General features: G+C 67.7%; 30 protein-coding genes. 11 read left to right on the top strand and 19 right to left on the bottom strand.

Annotated features, from left to right (window positions below):
* From AC1DMS_RS28115 to flgB, 11 genes are all read right to left on the bottom strand, one after another.
* Positions 1-983: MCP four helix bundle domain-containing protein (locus tag AC1DMS_RS28115; protein ID WP_478182010.1), on the bottom strand; the 983-nt coding region annotated here is incomplete at its 3' end.
* A gap of 24 nt (positions 984-1,007) precedes the next feature.
* A complete protein-coding gene (locus AC1DMS_RS28110; RefSeq protein WP_062366021.1) occupies positions 1,008-1,505 on the bottom strand; it encodes a chemotaxis protein CheW in 498 nt (165 codons plus the stop codon).
* A gap of 22 nt (positions 1,506-1,527) precedes the next feature.
* Positions 1,528-2,511, bottom strand: a complete 984-nt coding sequence (flgJ, locus tag AC1DMS_RS28105; protein WP_062365637.1) for a flagellar assembly peptidoglycan hydrolase FlgJ — start codon at positions 2,509-2,511, stop codon at positions 1,528-1,530.
* Between the two features lie 8 nt (positions 2,512-2,519).
* A complete protein-coding gene (locus tag AC1DMS_RS28100) occupies positions 2,520-3,635 on the bottom strand; it encodes a flagellar basal body P-ring protein FlgI (protein WP_307595743.1) in 1,116 nt (371 codons plus the stop codon).
* A gap of 17 nt (positions 3,636-3,652) precedes the next feature.
* Entirely contained in the window at positions 3,653-4,339 is a 687-nt protein-coding gene (locus AC1DMS_RS28095) for a flagellar basal body L-ring protein FlgH (protein WP_062365635.1), read from the bottom strand.
* Positions 4,336-5,118 carry a flagellar basal-body rod protein FlgG gene (gene flgG, locus AC1DMS_RS28090; protein WP_062365634.1) on the bottom strand — a complete coding sequence of 261 codons (783 nt, stop codon included), beginning with the start codon at positions 5,116-5,118 and terminating at the stop codon, positions 4,336-4,338. Before flgG ends, AC1DMS_RS28095 begins: the two co-directional genes overlap by 4 nt.
* Positions 5,119-5,158: 40 nt before the next feature.
* The gene (locus AC1DMS_RS28085) at positions 5,159-5,905 is read right to left on the bottom strand and encodes a flagellar basal body rod protein FlgF (protein WP_062365633.1); all 747 of its coding nucleotides are present in this window, start codon (positions 5,903-5,905) and stop codon (positions 5,159-5,161) included.
* 7 nt (positions 5,906-5,912) lie between these two features.
* Complete coding sequence (gene flgE, locus AC1DMS_RS28080; protein WP_027730591.1) at positions 5,913-7,127, bottom strand: flagellar hook protein FlgE; 1,215 nt, start codon at positions 7,125-7,127, stop codon at positions 5,913-5,915.
* 92 nt (positions 7,128-7,219) lie between these two features.
* Positions 7,220-7,906: a flagellar hook assembly protein FlgD gene (locus AC1DMS_RS28075; RefSeq protein ID WP_062365632.1), complete on the bottom strand. Its 687-nt coding sequence runs from the start codon at positions 7,904-7,906 to the stop codon at positions 7,220-7,222.
* Between the two features lie 23 nt (positions 7,907-7,929).
* Positions 7,930-8,346 carry a flagellar basal body rod protein FlgC gene (flgC, locus tag AC1DMS_RS28070; protein WP_062365631.1) on the bottom strand — a complete coding sequence of 139 codons (417 nt, stop codon included), beginning with the start codon at positions 8,344-8,346 and terminating at the stop codon, positions 7,930-7,932.
* A gap of 17 nt (positions 8,347-8,363) precedes the next feature.
* Positions 8,364-8,774 carry a flagellar basal body rod protein FlgB gene (gene flgB / locus AC1DMS_RS28065; protein ID WP_062365630.1) on the bottom strand — a complete coding sequence of 137 codons (411 nt, stop codon included), beginning with the start codon at positions 8,772-8,774 and terminating at the stop codon, positions 8,364-8,366.
* Between the two features lie 166 nt (positions 8,775-8,940).
* Between flgB and flgA the strand changes: the two genes are divergently transcribed.
* From flgA to AC1DMS_RS28050, 3 genes are all read left to right on the top strand, one after another.
* Positions 8,941-9,654, top strand: coding sequence for a flagellar basal body P-ring formation chaperone FlgA (flgA, locus tag AC1DMS_RS28060; RefSeq protein ID WP_015866974.1), 714 nt, complete (start codon positions 8,941-8,943; stop codon positions 9,652-9,654).
* A 75-nt stretch (positions 9,655-9,729) separates the two neighbouring features.
* Positions 9,730-10,026, top strand: coding sequence for a flagellar biosynthesis anti-sigma factor FlgM (gene flgM, locus AC1DMS_RS28055; RefSeq protein WP_062365629.1), 297 nt, complete (start codon positions 9,730-9,732; stop codon positions 10,024-10,026).
* A gap of 5 nt (positions 10,027-10,031) precedes the next feature.
* Positions 10,032-10,478 (top strand): flagella synthesis protein FlgN, encoded by a 447-nt coding sequence (locus tag AC1DMS_RS28050; RefSeq protein ID WP_062365628.1) that lies wholly within the window; start codon positions 10,032-10,034, stop codon positions 10,476-10,478.
* Between the two features lie 9 nt (positions 10,479-10,487).
* Here the strand turns inward: AC1DMS_RS28050 and AC1DMS_RS28045 are convergent, their stop codons facing one another.
* Entirely contained in the window at positions 10,488-11,258 is a 771-nt protein-coding gene (locus tag AC1DMS_RS28045; RefSeq protein WP_018906813.1) for a Crp/Fnr family transcriptional regulator, read from the bottom strand.
* A 154-nt stretch (positions 11,259-11,412) separates the two neighbouring features.
* Complete coding sequence (locus tag AC1DMS_RS28040) at positions 11,413-11,688, bottom strand: hypothetical protein (RefSeq protein ID WP_062365627.1); 276 nt, start codon at positions 11,686-11,688, stop codon at positions 11,413-11,415.
* A gap of 135 nt (positions 11,689-11,823) precedes the next feature.
* Here AC1DMS_RS28040 and hemA point away from each other — a divergent pair, with 135 nt between their 5' ends.
* The 6 genes from hemA to paeA all read left to right on the top strand — a co-directional run bounded on the left by hemA (position 11,824) and on the right by paeA (position 17,439).
* On the top strand, positions 11,824-13,095 hold the full coding sequence (gene hemA, locus AC1DMS_RS28035) for a glutamyl-tRNA reductase (RefSeq protein WP_062365626.1): 1,272 nt from the start codon (positions 11,824-11,826) through the stop codon (positions 13,093-13,095).
* 101 nt (positions 13,096-13,196) lie between these two features.
* Positions 13,197-14,285, top strand: a complete 1,089-nt coding sequence (gene prfA, locus AC1DMS_RS28030; protein WP_062365625.1) for a peptide chain release factor 1 — start codon at positions 13,197-13,199, stop codon at positions 14,283-14,285.
* Positions 14,282-15,133, top strand: a complete 852-nt coding sequence (gene prmC, locus AC1DMS_RS28025; RefSeq protein ID WP_062365624.1) for a peptide chain release factor N(5)-glutamine methyltransferase — start codon at positions 14,282-14,284, stop codon at positions 15,131-15,133. The genes prfA and prmC overlap by 4 nt, the downstream gene beginning before the upstream one ends.
* 29 nt (positions 15,134-15,162) lie before the next feature.
* Positions 15,163-15,495: a Grx4 family monothiol glutaredoxin gene (gene grxD, locus AC1DMS_RS28020; protein ID WP_015866982.1), complete on the top strand. Its 333-nt coding sequence runs from the start codon at positions 15,163-15,165 to the stop codon at positions 15,493-15,495.
* A 14-nt stretch (positions 15,496-15,509) separates the two neighbouring features.
* A complete protein-coding gene (locus AC1DMS_RS28015) occupies positions 15,510-16,010 on the top strand; it encodes a cupin domain-containing protein (protein WP_015866983.1) in 501 nt (166 codons plus the stop codon).
* A gap of 145 nt (positions 16,011-16,155) precedes the next feature.
* Positions 16,156-17,439 carry a polyamine export protein PaeA gene (paeA, locus tag AC1DMS_RS28010; RefSeq protein WP_015866984.1) on the top strand — a complete coding sequence of 428 codons (1,284 nt, stop codon included), beginning with the start codon at positions 16,156-16,158 and terminating at the stop codon, positions 17,437-17,439.
* Positions 17,440-17,446: 7 nt separating this feature from the next.
* Here the strand turns inward: paeA and AC1DMS_RS28005 are convergent, their stop codons facing one another.
* Positions 17,447-18,106 carry a lytic transglycosylase domain-containing protein gene (locus AC1DMS_RS28005; protein WP_015866985.1) on the bottom strand — a complete coding sequence of 220 codons (660 nt, stop codon included), beginning with the start codon at positions 18,104-18,106 and terminating at the stop codon, positions 17,447-17,449.
* Entirely contained in the window at positions 18,103-19,848 is a 1,746-nt protein-coding gene (locus AC1DMS_RS28000; protein WP_062365623.1) for a proline--tRNA ligase, read from the bottom strand. The genes AC1DMS_RS28005 and AC1DMS_RS28000 overlap by 4 nt, the downstream gene beginning before the upstream one ends.
* Positions 19,849-19,994: 146 nt before the next feature.
* On the opposite strand from AC1DMS_RS28000, the gene AC1DMS_RS27995 reads away from it, so the two are divergent.
* Together AC1DMS_RS27995 and AC1DMS_RS27990 are read left to right on the top strand one after the other, a co-directional pair.
* A complete protein-coding gene (locus AC1DMS_RS27995; protein ID WP_015866987.1) occupies positions 19,995-20,666 on the top strand; it encodes an RNA pyrophosphohydrolase in 672 nt (223 codons plus the stop codon).
* Positions 20,611-21,213, top strand: a complete 603-nt coding sequence (locus AC1DMS_RS27990; protein WP_478182009.1) for a CNP1-like family protein — start codon at positions 20,611-20,613, stop codon at positions 21,211-21,213. Before AC1DMS_RS27995 ends, AC1DMS_RS27990 begins: the two co-directional genes overlap by 56 nt.
* Positions 21,214-21,278: 65 nt before the next feature.
* On the opposite strand, the gene proB is transcribed toward AC1DMS_RS27990, so the two are convergent.
* The 4 genes from proB to rplU form a co-directional block, all read right to left on the bottom strand.
* Positions 21,279-22,418: a glutamate 5-kinase gene (gene proB / locus AC1DMS_RS27985; RefSeq protein ID WP_015866989.1), complete on the bottom strand. Its 1,140-nt coding sequence runs from the start codon at positions 22,416-22,418 to the stop codon at positions 21,279-21,281.
* A 38-nt stretch (positions 22,419-22,456) separates the two neighbouring features.
* Positions 22,457-23,548 carry an Obg family GTPase CgtA gene (gene cgtA / locus AC1DMS_RS27980; protein WP_062365622.1) on the bottom strand — a complete coding sequence of 364 codons (1,092 nt, stop codon included), beginning with the start codon at positions 23,546-23,548 and terminating at the stop codon, positions 22,457-22,459.
* Positions 23,549-23,618: 70 nt separating this feature from the next.
* Positions 23,619-23,876 (bottom strand): 50S ribosomal protein L27, encoded by a 258-nt coding sequence (gene rpmA, locus AC1DMS_RS27975; protein ID WP_015866991.1) that lies wholly within the window; start codon positions 23,874-23,876, stop codon positions 23,619-23,621.
* 12 nt (positions 23,877-23,888) lie between these two features.
* Positions 23,889-24,200 (bottom strand): 50S ribosomal protein L21, encoded by a 312-nt coding sequence (gene rplU / locus AC1DMS_RS27970; RefSeq protein WP_015866992.1) that lies wholly within the window; start codon positions 24,198-24,200, stop codon positions 23,889-23,891.
* Between the last annotated feature and the right edge of the window lie 172 nt (positions 24,201-24,372).

Raw genomic sequence — 24,372 nt, 5'->3', positions numbered from 1 at the left:
GAGGCCGAGAGCGCGAGCTGATTCGCCTGCCGCGCGTTGTCCGCGTTCTGCTTGACCGTGGAGGTCAGCTCTTCCATCGAGGCCGCGGTCTGCTCCAGCGAGCTGGCCTGCTCCTCGGTGCGCGACGAAAGGTCCTGGTTGCCCGCGGCAATCTCGCCCGAAGCCGTGGCGATCGCATCGGTGCCCTGGCGCACGCCGCTCACCACGGTGGCCAGGCTCGCATTCATGTTCTTCAATGCCAGCATCAGCTGGCCCGTCTCGTCGCGGGACGATGATTCGATGCGGCTGGTGAGGTCGCCGTCCGCCACCGTCTGCGCCACGCGCACCGCCTCGTTCAGCGGCCGCGTGATGCTGCGCGTCAGCAGCCATGCCAGGACGCCGCCGAGCAGCAGCGCAGCCATGGCCAGCACGATCACGTTCATGCGGCCCGCGCGGTTCAGGCTGTCCACCGCATCGGCGGCCTTGTCGATGCGCTCGGCCTGGTGCGTCAGCATGCCGCGGATGCTCGCGTCGTAGACCTCGAGCATCGGCACCAGCTTGCCGTTGGTGATCGCTGCCGCCTCCTCCTGCTTGCCTTCGGCCTTGAGCTTGAGGATGGTGTTGCGCAGGCCCACGTACTGGCTGCGCTTTTCCTTGATGCCGGCGCTGATCGCCTGCTCCTCGGGCGAATCCAGCATGGCCTCGAGCTTGGCCTGCGTCTCGGAGATGCCGGCGCTGGTCTTGCTCATCTGCTTTTGCAGGTAGTCCTGCACTTCCGCATCGTTGCTCTTGACCAGCGCGAAAGTGCGCACGCTGTTGCTGCTGGTGTTGAGCAGCCAGTTCGCGGCCAGGCGCTCCTTCACGAGCGAGCGCTGCACCATCTCCTGCACCGCGTCGCCCACGCCCTGCAGGCGGAACACGCCAATGCCCGCAATGCAGGCCATGAGCGCCAGCACCAGCGCAAAACCGATGCCCAGGCGCGTGCCGATCTTGAGGTTCTTCATGTCGATTGCTCCGTGCGCGCCGTCTCAGGCGGCGATCTTCTCGACCAGGCCCATCTCGTCGCTGGACATCAGCCGGTCGATGTCCACCAGGATCAGCATCCGCTCGTCCAGCGTGCCCAGGCCGATCAGGTAATCGGTGTCCAGCACCGAGCCCATCTCCGGCGCCGGCTTGATCTGCTCCGCGCTCAAGGTGATCACGTCCGACACGCTGTCCACCACCATGCCCACCACGCGACCTGCGATGTTCAGCACGATCACCACCGTGAACTGGTCGTAGCTGGGCGTGCCCAGCCTGAACTTGATGCGCATGTCGATGATCGGGACGATGATCCCGCGCAGGTTCACCACGCCCTTGATGTATTCCGGCGCGTTCGCGATGCGCGTCACCGCGTCGTAGCCGCGCAGCTCCTGCACCTTCTGGATGTCGATGCCGTATTCCTCCTGGCCCAGCGTGAAGGTCACCACCTCCAGCCGGCTCGAGGTGGCAGGCGCCGCGGCGCCCCGGTGTTGTGGGGGGGTCATGATCTCTGCCATATGGATTCCTTCAGCTGAACTTCTGCATGATGCGAACGAGCTTCTGCCCGTATTGCGGATCGGTGGCGTAGCCGGCCTTCTGCAGGCCGTGCGCGGCCTCGGCCGGTGTATCGGCGGCCAGCACGCCGGCGTAGCGCGGGTTGCGCGTGATGAACCGGGCGTAGTCGGTGAAGGCCTCGTCGTAGGACGCGTAGGCCCTGAACTTCGCGCGCACGCGCTGCGGCTCGCCGTCCACGTATTCGGTCGTGGTGGTCTCCACCACCGGACCCTTCCAGCTGCGGTCGGCCTTGATGCCGAACAGGTTGAAGCTCTGGGTGCCGTCGTCGGCCCGGATCTCGCGCTTGCCCCAGCCCGATTCGAGTGCGGCCTGCGCGAGGATCAGCGGCGCGGGCACGCCGCTCGCCTCGCTCGCCACCTGCGCGGAGCCGCCCATGCGCTGCACGAAGCTGTCGACATTGCCCTGCAGCGAGGCCACGGCGCCCGCGGCCGAGCGGTCGCTGTTGCGCTGGTAGATGCCCAGGTCCACCGATGCGGCCGATGGCCTTGCCGGTGCGGATGGCAATGACGATGGCAGTGGCGACGAACCGAGCGGAATGCCCGACTGCGGCGTGAGCGGAATGCCCGCGCGGGGCGCGAGCGAGATGCCTTCGCTGCCGCCGCCGTCTGTTTCTCCCGAGGGCGCTGCGCGGCTGAGCTGCGCGAGCATGGCCTCGGCCAGGCCCACGCCGCGCCCCGAGAGGTTCTGCGCGAGCTGCTGGTCGAGCATCGACATGTAGATCTTCTGGTCGCGGTTCTCCAGCAGTCCGCTCGAAGGCGTGGCCTCGCGCATGCTCTTGAGCACCATGTTCATGAACAGTGCCTCGAACTGGCGCGACACCTGCTTCAGCCCCTCTTCGGGCGAGCTGCGCACGGTGTAGCGCAAGGCATCGACGCCCTGCACGTCGAGTGCAAGGCGCTGGTCCAGCGCGCCGCTTCTGCTTTCGGTGATGGCCATGGCGATGCTCAGATGATCTCGAGCTCGGCGCGCAGCGCGCCGGCGGACTTCATGGCCTGCAGGATCGACACCAGGTCCTGCGGATTGGCGCCCAGGCTGTTCAGGCCCTTGATCACATCGGCCAGCGAGGCGCCGCCGCGCACCATCTGCAGCGCGCCGCCGCCCTGGCTGATCGAGATCTGCGAGGTCTGCCCGACCACCGTGGAGCCGCCGGAAAATGCATTGGGCTGGCTCACCACCGGATCCGTGTTGATGACCACCGAGAGGTTGCCGTGCGCCACCGCGCAGTCGTTCACGCGCACCGCCTGGTTCATGACCACGGAGCCGGTGCGCGCATTGACCACCACGCGCGCGACCGCCTGCGTCGGCGTCACTTCGAGGCTCTCGAGCCGCGCGAGAAAGCCCACGCGCTCCTGCGGCGCGGGTGCCTGCACCTGGATCACCCGGGCGTCGAGCGCCTGCGCCGTGCCCGCGCCGAACTGCCGGTTGATGGCTTCGGCCGCCAGCTGCACGGTGCCGAAGTCGGAGCGGTTGAGCTCGAGCGTGAAGCTGCCTTCGCCGCCCACCGGCGCCTCGACGCTGCGCTCCACCAGTGCGCCGGCCGGAATGCGGCCCGAGCTGAGCTGGTTGACCTGCGCCTTGCTGCCGTTGGCCGACGCGCCCGCGCCGCCGACCACCATGTTGCCCTGCGCGATCGCATAGACCTGCCCGTCGACGCCCTTGAGCGGCGTCATCAGCAGCGTGCCGCCGCGCAGGCTCTTGGCATTGCCCATCGAGGACACCGTCACGTCGATGTTCTGGCCGGGCCGCGCGAACGAAGGCAGCGTGGCCGTGACCATCACCGCCGCCACGTTCTTGAGCTGCATGTTCACGCCCTGCGGAATCGTGATGCCCAGCTGCTGCAGCATGTTGTTGAGGCTCTGCGTGGTGAACGGTGTCTGCATCGTCTGGTCGCCCGTGCCGTCGAGCCCGACCATGAGGCCGTAGCCGATCAGCGGGTTGTCGCGCACGCCCTGGATGCTCGCGAGCTCCTTCAGCCGCTCGGCCTGCGCCGGTGAACACAGGGTGATGGCGCACAGCGCCGCAAAGCCGATCAACGAACGCACATTGCAGAAGAAATTCATGATTTGGGGGTGAGTCATCAAAACGGCATGACGTTCAAGAAGAAGCGCTGCATCCATCCCATGTGCTGCGCCTCGTCGATGTAGCCCTTGGCCGTGTACTCGATGCGCGCATCGGCCACCAGCGTCGAGGGCACGGTGTTGTTGCCCGAGACCGTGCGCGGGTTCACCACGCCCGAGAACCGGATGTATTCGGTGCCCTGGTTGATGCCCATCTGCTTCTCGCCGCTCACCAGCAGGTTGCCGTTGCGCATCACGTCCACCACCGTGACCGTGATCACGCCGTTGAAGGTGTTGTTGGCGTTGGCGCCGCCCTTGGCGTCGAGCTTGTTGCCGCCCGACAGCTTGGCGTCCTGCCCGTCGAGCAGCGAGCCCAGCAGCTTCGGAATGCCGGCGAAGTCGGCCGCCAGGCTGCCCGTGCGGCTTGCCGACGCGCCCGAGTTCTTGCTCGCGTTGACGCGCTCGCTGATGACGACGGTCAGGATGTCGCCCACGTTGCGCGGCCGGCGGTCCTCGAACAGCGCGCTGCCGCCGGGACCGTCCTGGAAGATCGCGCCGTTGGCACGCCGCGGCATCGAAGAAGCCGTGTTGTCCGCCCGCGCCGTCATCGGCTGGTGCACCAGCGGCTCGCGCGGAACCTGCGCGCAGCCCGAGGCCAGCACGGCAACCGCCACCCACGGCGCCAGGCGCAAGGTGCGGGAGGTCATAACTGCGCCAGGCGCTGCAGCATCTGGTCCGAGGTCTGGACCGCCTTGCTGTTGATCTCGTAGGCGCGCTGCGTGGCGATCATGTTCACGAGCTCTTCCACCACGTTGACGTTCGAAGCCTCCACGTAACCCTGGCTCAGGATGCCCGCGCCGTCGACGCCGGGGTTGACCTGGTTCGGCGCGCCGGAGGCATCGGTTTCCGCATAGAGGTTCTCGCCCTTGCTCTGCAGGCCGGCCGGGTTCAGGAAGGTGGCCAGCTGCAGCTGCCCGACCTGCACCGTGTTGGTCTGCCCGGCCTGCGTGATCGACACGATGCCGTCGCGGCCGATGGTCAGGCTGGTGGCGTTCGCGGGCAGCGTGATGGCCGGCTGCACCGGAAAGCCGCTGGCCGTGACGAGCTGGCCGTCGCGGTCGGTCTGGAACGAGCCGTCGCGCGTGTAGGCGGTGGTGCCGTCGGGCATCAGCACCTGGAAGAAGCCGCCGCCGTTGATGGCCACGTCGGTCGGCTTGTCGGTCTTGGTGAGGTTGCCCTGCGAGTGGATGCGCTCGGTGGCGACCACGTGCACGCCGGTGCCCACCTGCAGGCCCGAAGGCAGCCGCGTCTGGTCCGAGGTCTGGCCGCCGACCTGGCGCAGGTTCTGGTACATCAGGTCCTCGAACACGGCGCGGCTTCGCTTGAAGCCCGTGGTGCCGACGTTGGCAAGGTTGTTCGACACCACGTCGAGTTGGGTCTGCTGGGCATCCAGGCCGGTCTTGGCGATGTAGAGCGAGCGCATCATGGCAAAAAATCCTTGGGGAAATGGGTGGTGGGGCGCGGGCTCAGCCGTACGCCAGCAGCTTGTTGGCCGACTGCGCGTTCTCGTCCGCGCTGTGCATCGACTTCATCTGCATCTCGAAGCTGCGGGCGTTGGCGATCATGGCCACCATGGCCTCCACGCCGTTGACGTTGCTGCCCTCGACCGCGCCGGTGGTCACGGTCACGGCCGCATCGGGCTCGGCCGGCGCGAGGCCCTCGCGCATGCGAAAGAGGCCGTCGGCGCCGCGCACCAGGTCGGCCACGGGCGGGTTGACCAGCTTCAGCCGGCCCACCTCGGCAATGCCGATGGCCGGGTCGCCGGCACCGCGTGCGGTGACCAGGCCGTTGGCCGCGATCGCGACAGTGGAGCCGGGCGGCACCGTCAGTGCGCCGGCATCGCCGGCCACAGGCAGCGAGCCCATGGTGGTGAGCTGGCCCTCGGCGTTCACCTGCAGGTTGCCCACGCGGGTGTAGGCCTCGCCGCCATCGGGCGTCTGCACCGCGAGCCAGCCGTCGCCGTGAATGGCGATGTCGAGCGCGCGGCCGGTTTCCGTGAGCGGACCGTGGCTGAAGTCGGCGCCCGGCGTGGTGGCAACCACGTAGGCGCGCGTCGTCGCCTCGGCGCCATCGGTCACCGGCACCGCGCGAAAGCTGTTGATCTGCGCGCGGAACCCGGGCGTGGAGGCGTTCGCCATGTTGTTGGCCACGGAGGCCTGCTGCTCCATGGCCTGCTTGGCGCCGCTCATCGCGACATACAGCATGCGGTCCATGGGCGGCTCAGCGGATGTTGATCAGGGTCTGGACGACCTGATCCTGCGTCTTCACCGTCTGCGCATTGGCCTGGTAGCTGCGCTGCGCGACGATCAGGTTGACGAGCTCGGAGGTCAGGTCAACGTTCGATGCCTCCAGCGCGCCCGAGGCGAGCGAGCCCTGCTTGGTGCCCGCGCCCGGCGTGCCGGTGAGCGGCTGGCCCGAGGCCAGCGTTTCGCCCCAGACGTTCTCGCCCATCGGTTCCAGGCCGTTGGGGTTGGCGAAAGAGGTCAGCACCACCTGGCCCATCAGCGTGGTCTGTTCGTTGGAGAACTTGCCGGTGATGGTGCCGTCGGGGTTGATCGAGAACGAGGTCAGCGTGCCGGAGGTGTAGCCGTCCTGCTTGAGCGTCTTGATCTCGTTGACGTTGCCGAACTGCGTGGTGCCCGAGAGGTCGACCGTGGCGTTGAGCGCCACCGAGCCGTTGCCGAAGTTCATGGCGGGCAGCGTCAGCTTGCCGCCGGCCGGCGTGAGCAGGTTGCCGTTGCCGTCGAAGCTCATCGTCGAGATCGGCGCGCCGCCATTGAGCGCGCTGCCGTCGGCCGCGCCGTACACGTCCCAGGCATTGGCGCCGGTCTTCACGAAGAAGACGCCGAGCTCGTGCGGATTGCCGAGCGAATCGAACACCGGGCCGAGCGCGTTCGAATAGTTGAAGGTGGCCGAATCGGTGGCAGAGAACGGCGTCTTGGTGGGCACCGTGCCGCGCGCGTCCAGGTTGAAGGTGGCGTTGATGGCGGTGGTCGCCTTCGGGCTCATGGCCGTGGTCTGGACCTGCAGCGGGCCCGGCGTGCCGCCGTCCAGGCCGCCGGTGGCGGAGACGCCGTAGCCCGTCAGGCGCAGGCCCGCGGCGTTGACGATGAAGCCGTCCTTGTCGCGCGTGAACTGGCCATTGCGCGAATACATCACCTCGCCGCTCGGGCTGCTGAGGCGGAAGAAGCCGTCGCCGTTGAGGATCGCCACGTCCAGCGGCCGGCTGCTGGTCTGCACCGAGCCCTGCGTGAAGTTCTGCACGATGCCCGACACCGCCACGCCCAGGCCGACGCGCGAGCCCGCATACACGTCCTGGAAGGTTGCCGCGCCCGACTTGAAGCCGACCGTGCCCGAATTGGCGATGTTGTTGCCGATGACGTCCAGGTTGGCGGCGGCTGCGGACAGGCCGCTGATGCCTTGGGAAAAGCCCATGATCGAATCCTTGTTTCAGTGCAATGAAGAAGAAGAAATGGCCCGCGGCGCACGGGCCGCTGCCGATGAGGAAGACGGCGCGCGACAGCTGCTCAGAGGAACATGCGCACGTCGGCCAGGCCGATGCTCTGGCCCGACATCAGTTCGAGCGTGACGCCGCTGGCGCCCTGCTTGACGGCGGCCACCTGCGAGAAGACCAGCGAAGTGGCCTCCACGCGCGTGCCGTTGTTGGCGGCCGCGACGCTGAAGCTGTAGGCGCCCGCCGGGGCCGTGCTGCCGTCGTCGGCCTTGCCGTCCCAGCTGACGGCGTTGACGCCCTCGGTCATCGGCCCGAGCGTCAAGGTGCGCACGGTGTTGCCCGCGGCGTTGACGATCTTCACCTCGACGGTGCCGGCGGTGGCCGGCAGCTGCACGGCAAAGGGCACGGCCGCCGGTTCCTCGCCGGCCTTGGGCTCCGTGGCGGCGATGGTGTTGCCGGGCGACAGCACGTTGTAGCCAATGAGCGATGCCGCCTGCAGCACCTGGTTGGCGCCGGTCTGGTTCACCAGTCCGCTGAGCGCGCTGTTGAGCCGCTCGATGCCGCTCACGGTGCTCATCTGCGCGAGCTGCGACGTGAGCTCGGCGTTCTCCATCGGGTTGAGCGGGTCCTGGTTGTTGAGCTGCGTCACCAGCAGCTTGAGGAAGCGCTGCTCGCTGTCCGCTCCCGAGACGTTGCCGGCGCTCGACGCGGCGGTGGCTGCGTTGAGCCCGGAGATGGAAGAGGTGTCGGAAATGGCCATGGTTCTTGTTGGGATGTGGGGGGTTACTGGCCGATGCTCAGCGTCTTGACCATCAGCGTCTTGGCGGTGTTGAGCACCTCGACGTTGGCCTGGTAGCTGCGCGAGGCGGAAATCATGTTGGTCATCTCCTCGACCACGTTGACGTTGGGCATGGCCACGTAGCCCTTGGCGTCGGCATGCGGGTTCTTCGGGTCGAAGACCATCTTCAGCGGCGAGGGGTCCTCGATGACGCCGGCCACCTTCACGCCGCCGATGTCCTGCTGGCCCGAGGCGTCGACTTCGAAGACCACCTGCTTGGCGCGGTAAGGCTTGCCGTCGGCGCCGGCCACGCTCTCGGCGTTGGCAAGATTGCTGGCCGTCACGTTCATGCGCTGCGACTGCGCGGCCATGGCGGAGCCCGCCACGCTGAAGATGTTCATGGAAGCACCGGGATGCGGCATGTGCGGCTCCTTCCTGTTTATTGCGCAGCGGAGAGCAGCGACTTGATCTTGGCGCTGACCACCGTGAGGTTGGCTTCGTAGCGCAGCGCGTTGTCGGCGAAGTTGATGCGCTCGGCGTCCATCTCCACCGTGTTGCCGTCGATGCTGGCCTGGCTCGGCACGCGGTACAGCAGGTCGCGCTCGGGCATCGAGGACGGCGCATCGGCCTGGATGTGGCGCGCCGAGGTGGCGGCCATCTGCACCGGCTGCTGCGTTGCGCGGCCGTGCTCGACCGCCTGCGTCAGGCGGCTCGCAAAATCGAAGTCACGCGCCTTGTAGTTGGGCGTGTCGGCGTGGGCGATGTTGGCCGCGAGCACTTCCTGGCGCTGCGTCCGAAGGTTCAGTGCTTCGCGGTTGAAGCGAAGCGCCGCATCCAGCTTGTCGATCATGTGTTTCCATCTTTCGAGGCGTCGCGTCCCTGGCGGGGCATGGCGACAGATGGAAAGCGAGTCTATGCATGCACTGCGTTCGCAATGGCCCGAACAAAGGGGCATTTGGCGTGCACTTCGAATCTTCGGATCGGGTGCGCCTTCCTAGAATTGCCGGGCACCCATCATGGAAAAAATCCCTTGCCGCCCACGCCGCCTGAAGCTCGTGCTGCCTGCCCTGGCGGCCGGACTGGGCGCGGCGATGTGCGTGGCCGCGGCGCCGCTCACGGGCGATGCGCGCGCCGCCGTCGACCGGCTGCTGCAGGCCCAGAGCGCCGGACTCCCGGGCAAGGTCGGCATCCGCGTCGAGGCGCCGGCATCGGGCCCGCTGCCCGCCTGCGATGCGCTCGAGGCCTTCCTGCCGCGCGGCGCCGCGGCGTGGGGCCGGGTGTCGGTCGGCCTGCGCTGCCACTCGGAGCAAAAGCCCTGGACGCGCTATGTGCTGGCCCATGTGGCGGTCGAGGGGCGCTACCTGGTGGCCGCGCGCAACATCGATACCGGCCAGGCCCTGGGCGCGGGCGACTTCATCGCCCGCAATGGCGATCTCACCGCCCTGCCGCGCTCGGTCGTGACCGACCTTGCCGAACTGCAGGGCGTGGTGGCCGCCAACCGCATCGCGTCCGGCGCGCCGCTCAGGCGCGAACTGATGCGCGGCGTGGCCGTGATCCAGCAGGGCCAGACCATCAAGGTCGTTGCCGAAGGCCCAGGCTATGTGGTCAGCACCGAAGCACGCGCGATGAGCAGTGCCAGCGCCGGTGCGGCCGTGCGGGCCAGGACCGTGGACGGCCGCATGGTCAGCGGCGTGGCCGACGAGGAGGGGCAGGTCCGCCTGCCGCAGTAGCCGCATTCGATGCGCACTGCCCTAAAGTTCTGGCCCGAACTGCCGATACACCAGGCAGCCCTTTGAGGAACCATCTTGAAAATCGATCCATTCGCCCCTTCGGCCACACCGCTCCCCCGAACGAACAAGGGCGCGGCGTCCTCGCCCGCCAGCGGCACCGATGCCGTCCAGGGCGGCAGGAACGCGGTGAAGCTCTCGCCGGGGCAGGTGCATTCGCTGCCCGAGGCGCCCAACTCCGATTTCGACGCGGCGCGCGTTGCCTCGATCCGCGAGGACATCCGGGCCGGGCGCTATGAAATCCACCCCGACCGGATCGCCCGCGGCCTGCTCGCCAGCGTGCGCGATCTGCTCCACGAAAACGGAAAGCTCTGAACGCCATGCTGCTTCACCTGTTGGCCGAAAAAACCTGTGTCGAGGAATTCCTGTCGGTGCTGGAGCGGGAGGCAGAGGCCATGAAGAACGGCCTCTTCGCCGAGCTGCCCTCGCTCACCGGGCGCAAGGCCGGCCTGCTCGACCGCATGGCGGCACTCGACCAGGCGCGCGAATCGGCGCAGGTGGCGCGGGGTTTCGAGCCCGGGCGCGCGGGCGCCGATGCCGCCGCCGCGGCGGACGGCGAGGCCTCGCTTGCCGCCTGGACGGCACTGGTCGAGCTGGCGCAGCAGGCCAAGGCCAGCAACCGCCGCAATGGCGCCATGGTGTACAGCCAGCTCGATTTCACGCAGAACGCGCTGCACTACCTGCAGGCCGGCGCGCAGCCCTTCTACGGGCCGGACGGCATCCGCAAGGCCGCCAGCGCCGCGGGAACGCGGCTGGCGGTGGGCTGAGCCGCAGATCTACTTGCGGGTCGTCTTGCCCGACTTGGGCGGCGCCTCGAACAGCTCCGAGAAGAACGACTGATTCACCTCGCCGGAATCCTTGGCAGTTGGACTCGGCTCAGCCGACGGCAGCTCCTGGAAGTCCGACGACGCGAAGTGCGGCGGCACATACACCCCGTGCTCGTCCCGCCTGACCAGGCCGCGGCGCTCCAGGTCCCGCATGGTCTTGTTGACCTGCATCCTGGAAAGCCCCGAATAGGAGGCGATGACCGACTGGGTGATGCGCTTGTCGTAGCCGCCGTCGGTGCCCGGCGCCAGCACGGTGAGCTCGTGCAGGATGCGGCTGATGAGCCGCTCCGACGAGGCCGATGAAATCTGCCGGATCTGCCTGCGCAGCACCGTGGTGCGCTTCATGACCACGTCGAGCAGGCCCATCGTCACGGCCGGATGGCGGTCGCACAGCGCCTTGAATTCGAGCGTGGGCACCAGGTACAGCGAGGTGGGCAAGGCCGCCACCAGAGTCGCGCCGGCCTGGTAGCGCTCCTCGATCAGGGCGGAGTTCAGGAAGAAGTCGTCCTGCCGGATGAAGTCGGTCGTGACGTCGCCGCTGTCTCCGCTGCCCTGCACCACCACCCGCAGCAGGCCGGTGGCCACGCAGTAGATGCGGTCGGACCATTCGTCCGCCGCCAGCACCACTTCGTTGCGCCGGTAGGACCGAAGCTCGATGCGCTGAACGAAGGCTGCGCGCTCATCCGGGGGAACGCTGGCAATAAGAGGATGCAAATACATCTGTACCGTCCATGGGCTGCCTTGCCGCATATTGGCTCAAAGCGGCTGCCTGCAACTCTCCCCGCTCTCTAAATGTGAATATTTACCAGATTAGACTCATATACTAACAGTCGGTAACATCTGGACACGCAACATCATCGCATGACTTGGCGAACTACGCGCGCCAGCCGCCCGAGACCAGCCATTGGCTTGTACCGCAGGCGACAACGAGCGCCGCGTAGGTCGCCATCGCGCCGTCGCGCCCTGCAAGGACGACGCCGCCGAGCAGCACCAGCGCTCCCACGCCTGAATTGATCGCGCCCTGGGCCCACCATGCCCTGCCGCCCGCCTTGCGCCGGAAGACGTGGCCCATGAGCGCGCACAGGAAACCGACGGCCAGCGCGGGCGCCACGAAGTTCAGCAGGTGATTGAGAAGATCCAGCAGCGACATGGGTAGGAAATGGGTATCGAGCGAGGGCCGCCGGATAAGGCCAAGGGCGCTCGCGGCGCCCTTGTTGTGTGGAGTTGCATGCGGCCAAGCCCCTTGGCGGCCGCATGGCTGCTGCTGATTTTATAATCAGTGGATATGTCAGTCTGGACCCTCGGGTTGAACCACACGACCGCGCCGCTCGATCTGCGCGGTCGTTTCGCGTTCGCGCTCGATCAGTTGGCACCCACGCTGCAGAGCCTGCGCAGTTCGTTTGCCGGCGGCCGCCATCCGCAGGTCGAGGCCGCGATCATCTCCACCTGCAACCGCACCGAGATCTATTGCGCCGCCGAGCATGCCGCGCTCGACCACACGGTCGGCTGGCTGGCCGAGAGCGGCGGCGTCGCGCCCGCGCTGCTGCGCTCGCATGCCTACACGCTGCAGGACGACGAGGCTGCGCGCCACGTCTTCCGCGTGGCCAGCGGGCTCGATTCCATGGTGCTCGGCGAAGCCCAGATCCTCGGCCAGATGAAGGACGCCGTGCGCGCGGCCGAAACCGCCGGCGCGCTCGGCAGCACGCTCAACCAGCTGTTCCAGCGCTCCTTCGCGGTCGCGAAAGAGGTGCGCACCGCCACCGAGATCGGCGCGCATTCCATCAGCATGGCCGCGGCGGCCGTCCGGCTGGCCGGCCAGCTGTTCGAAGACCTGCACCAGACGCGCGTGCTGTTCGTCGGCGCGGGCGAAATGATCGACCTGGCCGCCACGCATTTCGCGGCCAAGGACCCGAAGGCCATCGCCATTGCCAACCGCACGCTCGAGCGCGGCGAAAAGCTGGCCTCGCGCTTCGGCGGCGAGGCCATGCGGCTGGCCGACCTGCCCAGCCGGCTGGCCGAGTTCGACATCGTGGTGAGCTGCACCGCCAGCACGCTGCCGATCATCGGGCTGGGCGCGGTCGAGCGCGCACTCAAGGCCCGCAAGCACCGCCCGATGTTCATGGTCGACCTGGCCGTGCCGCGCGACATCGAGCCCGAGGTGAAGGCGCTCGAAGACATCTATCTCTACACCGTCGACGACCTCGCCCAGGTGGTGCAGCAGGGCCAGGCCAGCCGCCAGGCCGCCGTGGCCGAGGCCGAGGTCATCATCGACGCCGGCGTGCAGAGCTTCATGCACTGGCTCGGCCAGCGCGGCACCGTGCCGCTGATCCAGCAGCTCAATGCCCAGGCCGACGAGTGGCGCGCCGCCGAGATGGCGCGCGCGCGCAAGCTGCTGGCCAAGGGCGAATCGGTCGATGCGGTGCTCGAGGCCATGTCGCGCGGGCTCACGCAGAAGCTGCTGCACGGCGCCATGGCCGAGCTGCACGCGGGCGACGCCGCATCGCGCGAGCACACCGCGCAGACCATCTCGCGCCTGTTCCTGCGCAAAGAGCGTTAGCGACGCTCGCCAGCGGCCCGGCCCTGCCGGCCGCGGTCCCCCATGCGCCCTGCCGCGGCACCGCGGCGCCCTTTCCCCATTTTTCCGAGCTCCTTTCCGCCGTGAAGACCTTTCTGCGCCACCAACTCGAACGCTACGCCCAGCGCCTGGGCGAACTCGACTTCCTGCTTTCGCGCGAAGACATCATGAGCGACATGGCTCAGTACCGCCCCATCTCGCGGGAGCACGCCGAGATCACGCAGATCGCGGGCCGCTACGAGCGCTACAAGCAGCGCGAAGCCGACATCGCCGGCGCGGCCGAAATGCTCGAAGACCCCGACATGGCCGAGATGGCCCGCGAAGAAATCGCCGCCGCGCAGGCCGAGCTTGTGCAGCTCGAGGAAGAGCTGCAGCGCCTGCTGCTGCCCAAGGACCCGGACGACGCGCGCAACGCCTTCCTCGAAATCCGCGCCGGCACCGGCGGCGACGAGTCGGCGCTGTTCGCGGGCGACCTGCTGCGCATGTACACGCGCTACTGCGAGCGCGCCGGCTGGCGCTGCGAAGTGGTGAGCGAGAGCGAGAGCGAGCTCGGCGGCTACAAGGAAGTGGTGATCCGCATCGCCGGCAACGACGTCTTCGGCCGCCTGCGCTTCGAATCGGGCGGCCACCGCGTGCAGCGCGTGCCGGCCACCGAGACCCAGGGCCGCATCCACACCAGCGCCTGCACCGTCGCCGTGCTGGCCGAGCCCGACGAAACCGTGGCAGTGCAGATCAACCCGGCCGACCTGCGCATCGACACCTACCGCGCCAGCGGCGCCGGCGGCCAGCACATCAACAAGACCGACTCGGCCGTGCGCATCACGCACATTCCAACGGGCATCGTGGCCGAGTGCCAGGACGACCGCAGCCAGCACCGCAACAAGGCCAAGGCGCTGCAGGTGCTGTCCGCGCGCATCCAGGAAAAGGACCGCAGCGAGCGCGCCGCCAAGGACGCCGCCATGCGCAAGGGCCTGATCGGCAGCGGCGACCGCTCCGACCGCATCCGCACCTACAACTTCCCACAGGGCCGGCTCACCGACCACCGCATCAACCTCACGCTCTACAAGCTGCAGGCCATCATGGAAGGCGACCTCGGCGACGTGCTCGACGCGCTGCGCGCCGCGCGCGAGGCCGAGCAGCTGGCCGAGCTCGAATCGAGCCTGCCGGCATGACGGCCACGGCCACCACGCCGTCCACCGTGGCCCAGGCGCTGGCCGCGGCTGTCGCGCTGGGCGTCGACCGGCTCGACGCGCAATTGCTGCTGCTGCATGCGCTGGGCCGCGCGCCGCACGACCGCGCCTGGCTGCTGGCGCACGACACCGACGCCATTTCCGACGCGGCCTGGTCCGCGCTTTCGGTGCAGCTGCCGCGCCGCCTGGCGGGCGAGCCGGTGGCCTACCTGCTCGGCGAGAAGGAATTCCACGGCCTCGGCCTGCAGGTGGATGCACGGGTGCTGGTGCCGCGCCCCGACACCGAAACGCTGGTCGACTGGGCCCTGCAATGCCTCGAAGGCCGCAAGGCCCCGCAGGTGCTCGACCTGGGCACCGGCAGCGGCGCGATAGCGCTGGCGCTGCAGCATGCGCGCCCCGATGCGCTGGTCGACGCGGTCGATGCCAGCGCCGACGCACTGGCCGTTGCCGAGGCCAATGCGCAGCGCCTGGGCCTGCCGGTGCGCTTTCGCCAGGCCCACTGGCTCGACGGCGCGGCCGGCGGCTACGCGGTCATTGCCAGCAATCCGCCCTACATCGCGGCCGGCGACCCGCACCTGGCGGCGTTGCAGCACGAGCCGCTGGCAGCGCTGGTGGCCGGCCCCGACGGGCTGGCCGACATCCGCCAGATCGTGCAGCAGGCCCCCGCGCACCTGGCGGACGGCGGCTGGCTGCTGCTCGAGCACGGCCACGACCAGGCGGCGGCCGTGCGCCAGCTGCTCGGCGCGCGCGGCTTTGCCGAAGTGCAAAGCCGCGACGACCTTGCCGGCATCCAGCGCTGTTCCGGCGGGATCTGGCGCACGGTGAAATAATCCCCCCAGCCCATTTTTCAGGAGTTCCCATGTCCGACGCCCAGCAACGCATCGACGATCTCGTCAAGACCAACGACCTCGTGCTCTTCATGAAGGGCAACGCCAGCTTTCCGATGTGCGGCTTCTCCGGCCGCGCGATCCAGATCCTCAAGGCGGTCGGCGTCGACACCAGGACGCTCAAGACCGTCAACGTGCTCGAAGACGACGGCATCCGCCAAGGCATCAAGGAATACAGCAACTGGCCCACGATCCCCCAGCTCTACGTCAAGGGCGAATTCGTCGGCGGCTCGGACATCATGATGGAGATGTACGAGTCGGGCGAACTGCAGCAGGTGCTGGGCGGCGGCAGCAACGCGGCCTGATTTCCCGGCCCGCCATGAGCCACGACCACGGCCACGGCCACGAGGGCAAGGCCGCACCGGCCTGGAAGCACGACGGCGTGCGCGTGATCGCGGCCAACCAGCTCGACGCCAACACCGCCCAGACGCCCGGCATGAACCGCGCCGCGGCCATCAACTTTGCGCGCGTCGGCGCGCAGAAGCTCTGGGCCGGCACCGTCACCATCCATGCCGACGCCAAGACCGGCGCCCACCACCACGGGCACCTCGAATCGGTGATCTACGTGGTGCGCGGCCGGGCCCGAATGCGCTGGGGCGAGAAGCTCGAGTTCACGGCCGAGGCCGGCCCGGGCGACTTCATCTACGTGCCGCCCTACGTGCCGCACCAGGAAATCAACGCCAGCGCCACCGAGCCGCTCGAATGCGTGCTGTGCCGCAGCGACGGCGAGGCGGTGGCGATCAATCTCGATATCGAGCCGGTAGAAAAACCCGAATCGGTCCTGTGGGTCGACCCGACCCACCCGCACGGCGGGGTCTAGGCTCTCCCCCAGGCTGCGCGCACTTCGTGTCGCTTCTCCCTCCCCCTTCCGGGGGCAACACCAGCGGCCCGGCAAAGCCGGTTCCGCGGTGTTCGCTGGAATGTGCTCCGGGTCATGGCACCATCGTGCACTTCGCCGTGCCACCATGACCCTCACCCAAAGCCTGCTCATCATCGTCCTGCTGATCGCGATGAGCGCGTTCTTCTCCCTTGCCGAAATCACGCTGGCCGCCTCGCGGCGCCTGCGCCTGCGCCAGATGGCCGACGAGGGCGATGCGCGGGCCGAGCGCGTGCTGCGCGTGCAGGAGCAGCCGGGCCACTACTTCACCGTGGTGCAGATCGGCCTCAACGCGGTGGCGATCCTCGGCGGCGTGGTCGGCGAGGGCTCGCTCAGCCCCTACTTCGCGCGCTTCCTCGAAGGCTGGATGAGCGTGGAAGCCTCGGCCAACGTGGCCTTCCTGTGCTCGTTCGTGATCGTCATCGCGGTGTTCCTGGTGTTCGCCGACCTGTTCCCCAAGCGCCTGGGCATGAGCGACCCCGAGCGCATCGCGGTTCGCATGGTGGGGCCGATGATGGTGCTGATCACCGCCTTCAAGCCGCTGGTGTGGTTCTTCACGCGCTCCACCGACATGCTCTTCAAGCTGCTGGGCATGCCGCTGGTGCGCGACGACAAGATCACCTCGGCCGACATCCTGGCCATGACCGAGGCCGGTGCGCGCGCGGGCGTGCTCGCGGTGCGCGAGCAGCAGGTGATCGCCAACGTGTTCGAACTCGACACGCGGCTGGTCAGCAGCGTGATGACGGTGCGCGACAACATCGCCTGGTTCCTGCACGACGACCCCGAATCTGTGCTGCGGGCGCGCATCGTGGCCGAGCCTTTTTCGGCCTACCCGGTGTGCGACGGCGACATCGACCATGTGCTCGGCTATGTCGACGCCAAGGAGATGTTCCAGCGCGTGCTCAGCGGCCAGCCGCTGGCCTTCGACCAGGGCCTCACGCTGCACAAGGCGCTGGTCATTCCCGACCGGCTCACGCTCACCGAGGTGCTCGAGCAGTTCCAGCAGGCGCACGAAGACTTCGCGATCGTGGTCAACGAATACAGCCTGGTGGTGGGCGTGATCACGCTCAACGACGTGATGAGCACGGTGATGGGCGACCTCGTCTCCATGCCCGACGAGGAACAGATCGTGAAGCGCGACGAGAACTCGTGGCTGATCGACGGCGTCACGCCGATCCAGGACGTGCAGCGCGCGCTGCACATCGACGAGATGCCGCACCCGGACGACTACGAAACGCTGGCCGGCTTCCTGATGGTGATGCTGCGGCGGGTGCCCAAGCGCACCGACAGCGTGAGCTGGGGCGGCTACACCTTCGAGGTGATGGACGTCGACAGCTACCGCATCGACCAGGTGATGGTCACGAAAACCTAGCTCGCCCTCAGGCGGCCGAGCGGTCGCGGTCCACGAAGGTCCAGAGGCGCTGGTTCGCGAACACGGCGTTGGGATAAGGCGCCTTGCCGCGGCTGCCGTTGTAGCGCCCGAGGGTCATGTACAGGTCGCCGTTCTCGCGGTCGAGATAGTGGCGCAGGATCACGCAGCCGAAGCGCAGGTTGGTCTGCATGTGGAACAGCTTGGCCGGGTCGCTGTCGCCGATCACGCGGGTCCAGAACGGCATGACCTGCATGTAGCCGCGCGCACCGGCGCTGGACACCGCGAACTTGCGGAAGTTGCTCTCGACCTGGATCAGCCCGAGCACCAGGCTCACGTCCAGGCCCGAGCGCTTGGCTTCATACCAGGCGGTCTGCAGGAATTCCTTGCGCGTGGGCCAGTCGGCAATCTTCTTCTTGAGGCGCTCGCTCATCTCGCCCAGCCAGCGCAGGTAGGTCAGGCGGGCCTCGGTGCTCGAGAACTCGGGCACCGGCGGCGCCTTGTTGTGCACGGCCGAACTCAGCGCGGTGCGCACCGAGTCGATCAGCGGCTCCTCGATCTGCGCGCCGGCGTGCGCGGCCTGCGGCAGCGACAGCGCGGCCAGGGCGCCCGCCGCCGCGGCGCCGCCCACCAGGCACCGGCGCCGCGAGAGGCCGCCCTCCAGGCTCATTGCGCGAACTTGCCGGCGATGAATTCGGCGATGCCCGCGGCGGGCACCTTGGTGGCTGCCGTGTCGCGGCGGTGCTGGTATTCGAGCTGGCCTTCCTTCAGGCCGCGGTCGGAAATGACCACGCGGTGCGGCACGCCGATCAGTTCCCAGTCGGCGAACATCGCGCCCGGGCGCTCGCCGCGGTCGTCCAGCAGCACGTCGACGCCGGCCGCGAGCAGCTGCTCGTACAGCGCTTCGGCCGCCACCTTGACCTCGGGGCTGCGGTCCATGCCGATCGGGCAGACCACCACCGTGAACGGCGCCAGCGCGTCGGGCCAGATGATGCCGCGCTCGTCGTGGTTCTGCTCGATGGCGGCGGCCGGCAGGCGCGTGATGCCGATGCCGTAGCAGCCCATCTCGAGGAACTGCGGCTTGCCGGCTTCGTCCAGGTAGGTGGCGCTCATGTCCTTGCTGTACTTGGTGCCGAGCACGAACACGTGGCCCACCTCGATGCCGCGCTCGATCGCGAGCACGCCCTTGCCGTCGGGCGAGGCGTCGCCCGCCACCACGTTGCGCAGGTCGGCCACCAGTTCGGGCTCGGGCAGGTCGCGGCCCCAGTTGACGCCGGTCATGTGGAAGTCGACCTCGTTGGCGCCGGTGATCCAGTCGGCCATGACCATCACCTCGCGGTCGGCCACGAGCCTGACGGGCTTCTTGAGGTTCAGCGGGCCGAGGTAGCCGGGCTTGCAGCCGAAGTGGTCGTCGATCTCGGCCAGCGTCGCGAAGCGGAAGCCCTTGTCCAGGCCCGGCACCTTGCCGACCTTGATCTCGTTCATGTCGTGGTCGCCGCGCAGGAGCAGCAGCCAGACTTGCGAACCCTTCGGGTTGCCGGCCTCGTCGAGGATGTCCGTTGCCAGCACCAGCGACTTGACGGTGGTCGAGAGCGGCACGCCGAGCAGTTCGGCCACGGCTGCGCAGGTGCTCTTGCCCGGGGTGGGCGTCTTCTCGAGCGCCTTGGCCGCCGCGGGGCGCGGGCCGGCCGGAGCGAGCGCCTCGGCCTTCTCCATGTTGGCCGCGTAGTCGCTGCCGGGGCAGTAGACGATGGCGTCTTCGCCGGTGGCGGCAATCACCTGGAACTCTTCGCTCAGGTCGCCGCCGATGGCGCCGCTGTCGGCCGCCACCGCGCGGTAGCGCAGGCCGAAGCGGTCGAAGATGCGGCGGTAGGCATCGGCCATGGCCTGGTAGCTGGCCTTGGCCGCATCCAGGTCGCGGTCGAAGCTGTAGGCGTCCTTCATGATGAATTCGCGCCCGCGCATCAGGCCGAAGCGCGGACGGCGCTCGTCGCGGAACTTGGTCTGGATCTGGTAGAAATTCTTCGGCAGCTGCTTGTAGCTGCGGATTTCCTGGCGCGCGATGTCGGTCACCACCTCTTCGCTGGTGGGCTGGACCACGAAGTCGCGGTCGTGCCGGTCCTTGATGCGCAGCAGCTCGGGGCCCATCTTGTCGAAGCGGCCGGTCTCCTGCCAGAACTCGGCCGGCTGCACCACGGGCATCGTGAGCTCGACCGCGCCGGCGCGGTTCATTTCCTCGCGCACGATCGCCTCGACCTTGCGGATCACGCGCAGCCCCATCGGCATGTAGGTGTAGATGCCCGTGCCGAGCTTCTTGATCATGCCCGCGCGCATCATGAGCCGATGGCTCGCGACCTCGGCGTCAGCGGGCGCTTCCTTGAGGGTGGAGACAAAAAATCGGGAAGCTTTCATCGGGATCGCGCTGGTGGATTTAAGAATCTTGGGGAAGACGGATGCCGGCGGAGAGACCTCCGGGAACCCGCGGGCCTCGAACTGGCCGCTTGCCGTGTGCAACCCGGCATGCATAATCGACTCAGTTCAAAAATTGGGGTTTGATTATGCTCGACCGGGACGGCTTCAGGCCCAACGTCGGCATCATCCTGCTCAACCAGAGAAACCAGGTTTTCTGGGGCAAACGCATACGCACGCATTCCTGGCAGTTTCCGCAAGGCGGCATCGACCGCGGCGAAAGTCCCGAGCAAGCCATGTTCCGGGAACTGCACGAGGAAGTCGGACTCCATCCGGAGCACGTGCGCATCGTGGCCCGTACCCGTGACTGGTTGCGCTACGAGGTGCCGGATCGGTTCATTCGCCGTGACGCACGGGGCCACTACAAGGGCCAGAAGCAAATCTGGTATTTGCTGCAATTGATCGGTCACGACTGGGATCTGAACCTGCGCGCGACCGACCACCCCGAATTCGACGCCTGGCGATGGCACGACTACTGGGTGCCGCTCGATGTGGTCGTCGAATTCAAACGCGGCGTCTACGAGATGGCACTGACCGAGCTTGCTCGCTACCTGCCGCGGCAGGATTTCCGCAACCGCTTCCTGCGCAGCAACGTGCGCGCCCGGGAGTTCGAGCGCCACATGCCAGACGGCGGCGCGCCCGCGGGGCTGGACCTGCCGCCCGGCGGCAGTTTCGATCCACATCCCGACATTACTTCTGCGAGCGATGACCCTTCCCCTCCTCCCCACAACAAAGCGCCCTTCCTTCCGTCGCAGCGCTGAGGGCGCCCTGCTCGCCGTGTGCCTGGCCCTGCTGGCCGGATGCGCATCGGGCCCGCACGACACGGACAACCCCGACTGGGCGCAGGCCGGCCTGCCGCCGCCGCCCAAGCGCTATGAGACCGATGCCGAATGGAAGGAAAGCGAAGCGCCTCCGCCGCCGGCCTTCGACGTCAAGCGCCTCGAGCCGATCGCAATGCCGCCCTACATGTCGCTGAAGTTCGGCGTCGATCCGGCCACCATCACGATCACCGGCGACGGCGTGGTGCGCTACGTGGTGGTCGCCACCAGCCGCAGCGGCGGGGACGCGGCGCTGAACGCTTTCTACGAGGGCGTGCGCTGCTCGACCGACGAGGTGAAGAGCTACGCGCGATTCAACAACGGCGCCTGGAGCAAGGTCGAACGGTCCGAGTGGAAGAGCTTCCGCGACCTGAACTCGAGCTACGCCAGGCAGCTGGCGCAGCAGGGCCTGTGCCGCGGCCATGCGCCCCGCGTCTCGGTCAAGGACATGGTCACCAACATGCGGGACCCGGCGCGCCAGCTGCAATAAGGCAAGGCGGCAGAACGATCGAACGGGGCCTCCTTGAAGGCCCCGTTTTCCATTCCGGCCCGGCCTCAGCCGCGCATCAGCACCATGTTGTCGCGGTGGACCATTTCCGGCTCCGCCACATAGCCCAGCAGCCGCTCGAATTCCGACGAGGGCTTGCGGCACAAAAGCCGGGCCTCCACGCTCGAGTAGTTGGCCAGGCCGCGGGCGAGTTCCACGCCGTCGGCGTCGCGCACGGCGATCACGTCGCCGCGCGAAAACTCGCCCGAGACGCCCGTCATGCCGATCGGCAGCAGGCTCTTGCCCTCGGCGCGCACCTTGGCGGCCGCGCCGGCATCGACGGTGACAGCGCCGCGCAGCTGCAGGTGGTCGGCCATCCAGCGCTTGCGCGCCTGGTGCTTGGCCGTCTGCGCCACCAGCAGCGTGCCGATGGATTCGCCGCGCACGAGGCGCAGCAGGGCATCGGGCTCGCGGCCCCAGGCGATCACGGTGGAGGCGCCCGAGCCGGCCGCGCGCTTGGCAGCGAGGATCTTGGTGATCATGCCGCCGCGGCCGAGGCTGGAGCCCGCCCCGCCCGCCATGGCTTCGAGCGCCGGGTCGCCGGCCGCGGCCTCGTGCACGAACTTGGCCTGCGGGTCCTTGCGCGGATCGGCCGTGTAGAGGCCCTTCTGGTCCGTGAGGATCACCAGCGCATCGGCTTCGACCAGATTGGCCACAAGCGCGCCGAGCGTGTCGTTGTCGCCGAACTTGATCTCGTCGTTGACGACGGTGTCGTTCTCGTTGATGACCGGCACCACGCCCAGCCCGAGCAGCGTGACGAGCGTCGAGCGCGCATTGAGGTAGCGCTCGCGGTCGGCCAGGTCGGCATGGGTCAGCAGTACCTGGGCGCTGCCGATCCGGTTCTCGCGCAGCTTGGTCTCGTACATCTGGGCCAGGCCCATCTGCCCGACGGCCGCGGCGGCCTGCAGTTCATGCACCTCGTGCGGCCGCGTGCGCCAGCCCAGGCGCTTCATGCCTTCGGCAATGGCGCCGCTGGACACCATGACCACCTCGCGGCCGCCCTGCACCAGCACCGCCAGCTGCCGGCACCATTCGCCGATGGCGGCTTCATCGAGACCGCGCCCCTCGTTGGTCACGAGGCTGGAGCCTACCTTGACGACGATACGGCGGGCATCCCGCAAGGCAGTGGATCCGGAGTTCGAGGTCATGGAGGGGCGTGGCGGTCGTGAATGCGGGGTGCGGAGCGTCAGGAGGAGGAGGAGGAAGAAGTATCGGGCGGCAGCTCGACGAAGCGCGGATCGACCTCGACCGGCACATGTTCAGCCGCCTGCTGCGCCTTGACCTGCTGGTACACGGCCTGCACCAGGTGCTCGCAGCCTTCGCGCGTGAGCGCGGAGATCTCGAACACCGGGCCCTTGAAGCGCAGGCGCTTGACGAAGTCCTTCACGCGCGCGGCGCGCTCGTCGGCGGGCACCATGTCCAGCTTGTTGAGCACCAGCCAGCGCGGCTTTTCATAGAGCGCGGCGTCGTACTTCTTGAGCTCGCCGACGATGGCCTTGGCCTGGGCGACCGGATCGACCGCATCGTCGAACGGCGCCATGTCGATCACGTGCAGCAAGAGCCGCGTGCGCTGCAGGTGGCGCAGGAACAGGTGGCCGAGGCCCGCGCCTTCGGATGCGCCTTCGATCAGGCCCGGCAGGTCGGCCACCACGAAGCTCTGCTCCGGGCCGACGCGCACGACACCGAGGTTCGGGTGCAGCGTGGTGAAGGGATAGTCGGCGATGCGCGGGCGCGCGTTCGAGATGGCGCTGATCAGGGTCGACTTGCCCGCGTTGGGCATGCCCAACAGGCCGACGTCGGCGAGCACCTTGAGCTCGAGCTTGAGGCTCTTCTTCTCGCCCGGCCAGCCCGGGGTCTTCTGGCGCGGCGCGCGGTTGATCGCGCTCTTGAAGCGCATGTTGCCGAAGCCGCCGTCGCCGCCCTTGGCGATGGTGACGACCTCGCCTTCCTTCAGCAGCTCGTACAGCACTTCGCCGGTTTCGGCGTCGCTGATGATGGTGCCGACCGGCATCTTCAGCAGGATGTCGTCGCCCGCGGCACCGAACATGTCGGAGCCCATGCCGTGCTCGCCGCGCCTGGCCTCGTGGCGGCGCGAATAGCGGAAGTCGACCAGGGTGTTGAGGTTGGAATCGGCCACCGCGTAGACGTGGCCGCCGCGGCCGCCGTCGCCGCCGTTGGGGCCGCCGAATTCCTTGTATTTTTCATGACGGAACGACACGCAGCCGTTGCCGCCATCGCCTGCGGCGATGTCGATGAAGGCTTCGTCGACGAACTTCATGGGGTATCCAGTGTACAAATGAAGAAGCCCCGACAAAGCGGGGCTTCGAGCTGATCGAAGTGACTCAGGCTTATGCCGGGGTCACGTTGACCATGTGCTTGTTCAGTGCGCCCTTGACACCGAACGACACGTGGCCGTCCACCAGTGCAAACAGCGTGTGGTCCTTGCCCACGCCGACGTTCACGCCGGGGTGGAACTGGGTGCCGCGCTGGCGCACGATGATCGAGCCTGCGCTGATCAGTTCGCCGCCGAAGGCCTTCACACCGAGCATCTTGGGCTTGGAATCGCGCCCGTTTCGCGTTGAGCCGCCGCCTTTTTTCTGTGCCATGGAATCTGCTCCTTAGCCAGCGATCGCGCCGATTTGCAGTTCCGTGAACTGCTGGCGATGGCCTTGACGTTTCTGATAGTGCTTGCGACGGCGCATCTTGAAGATGCCGACCTTGTCGTGCTTGCCGTGCGACAGTACCGTGACTGTCACCGTTGCGCCGGACACCAGGGGCGTACCGATCTTGATTTCGCTGCCGTTGCCGACTGCAAGAACCTGATCGATCACGATTTCCTGGCCTACATCCGCAGCAATCTGTTCTACTTTAATTTTTTCGCCGGAAGCAACGCGATACTGCTTGCCGCCGGTTTTTATGACCGCGTACATGTGAACCTCTTAAGGAATGAGCTCTACGGCGAATTCCGCAGAGCCCAAGATTTTAGCACGGTTTGCACGCGCTAACATGGTTTGAGCCAAGGCGCCGCCGGGACGGCGCGCGCTCCTCCCTATAATCTGCGCCTTCCGGCCTCGTGCCGCTGTCACTTTCGCATTCAGACGC

This window comes from Variovorax sp. 05T418 (assembly GCF_056396385.1).
The sequence above is the reverse complement of the archived record's forward strand: the minus strand, read 5'-3'. Positions and strand labels throughout refer to the sequence as shown.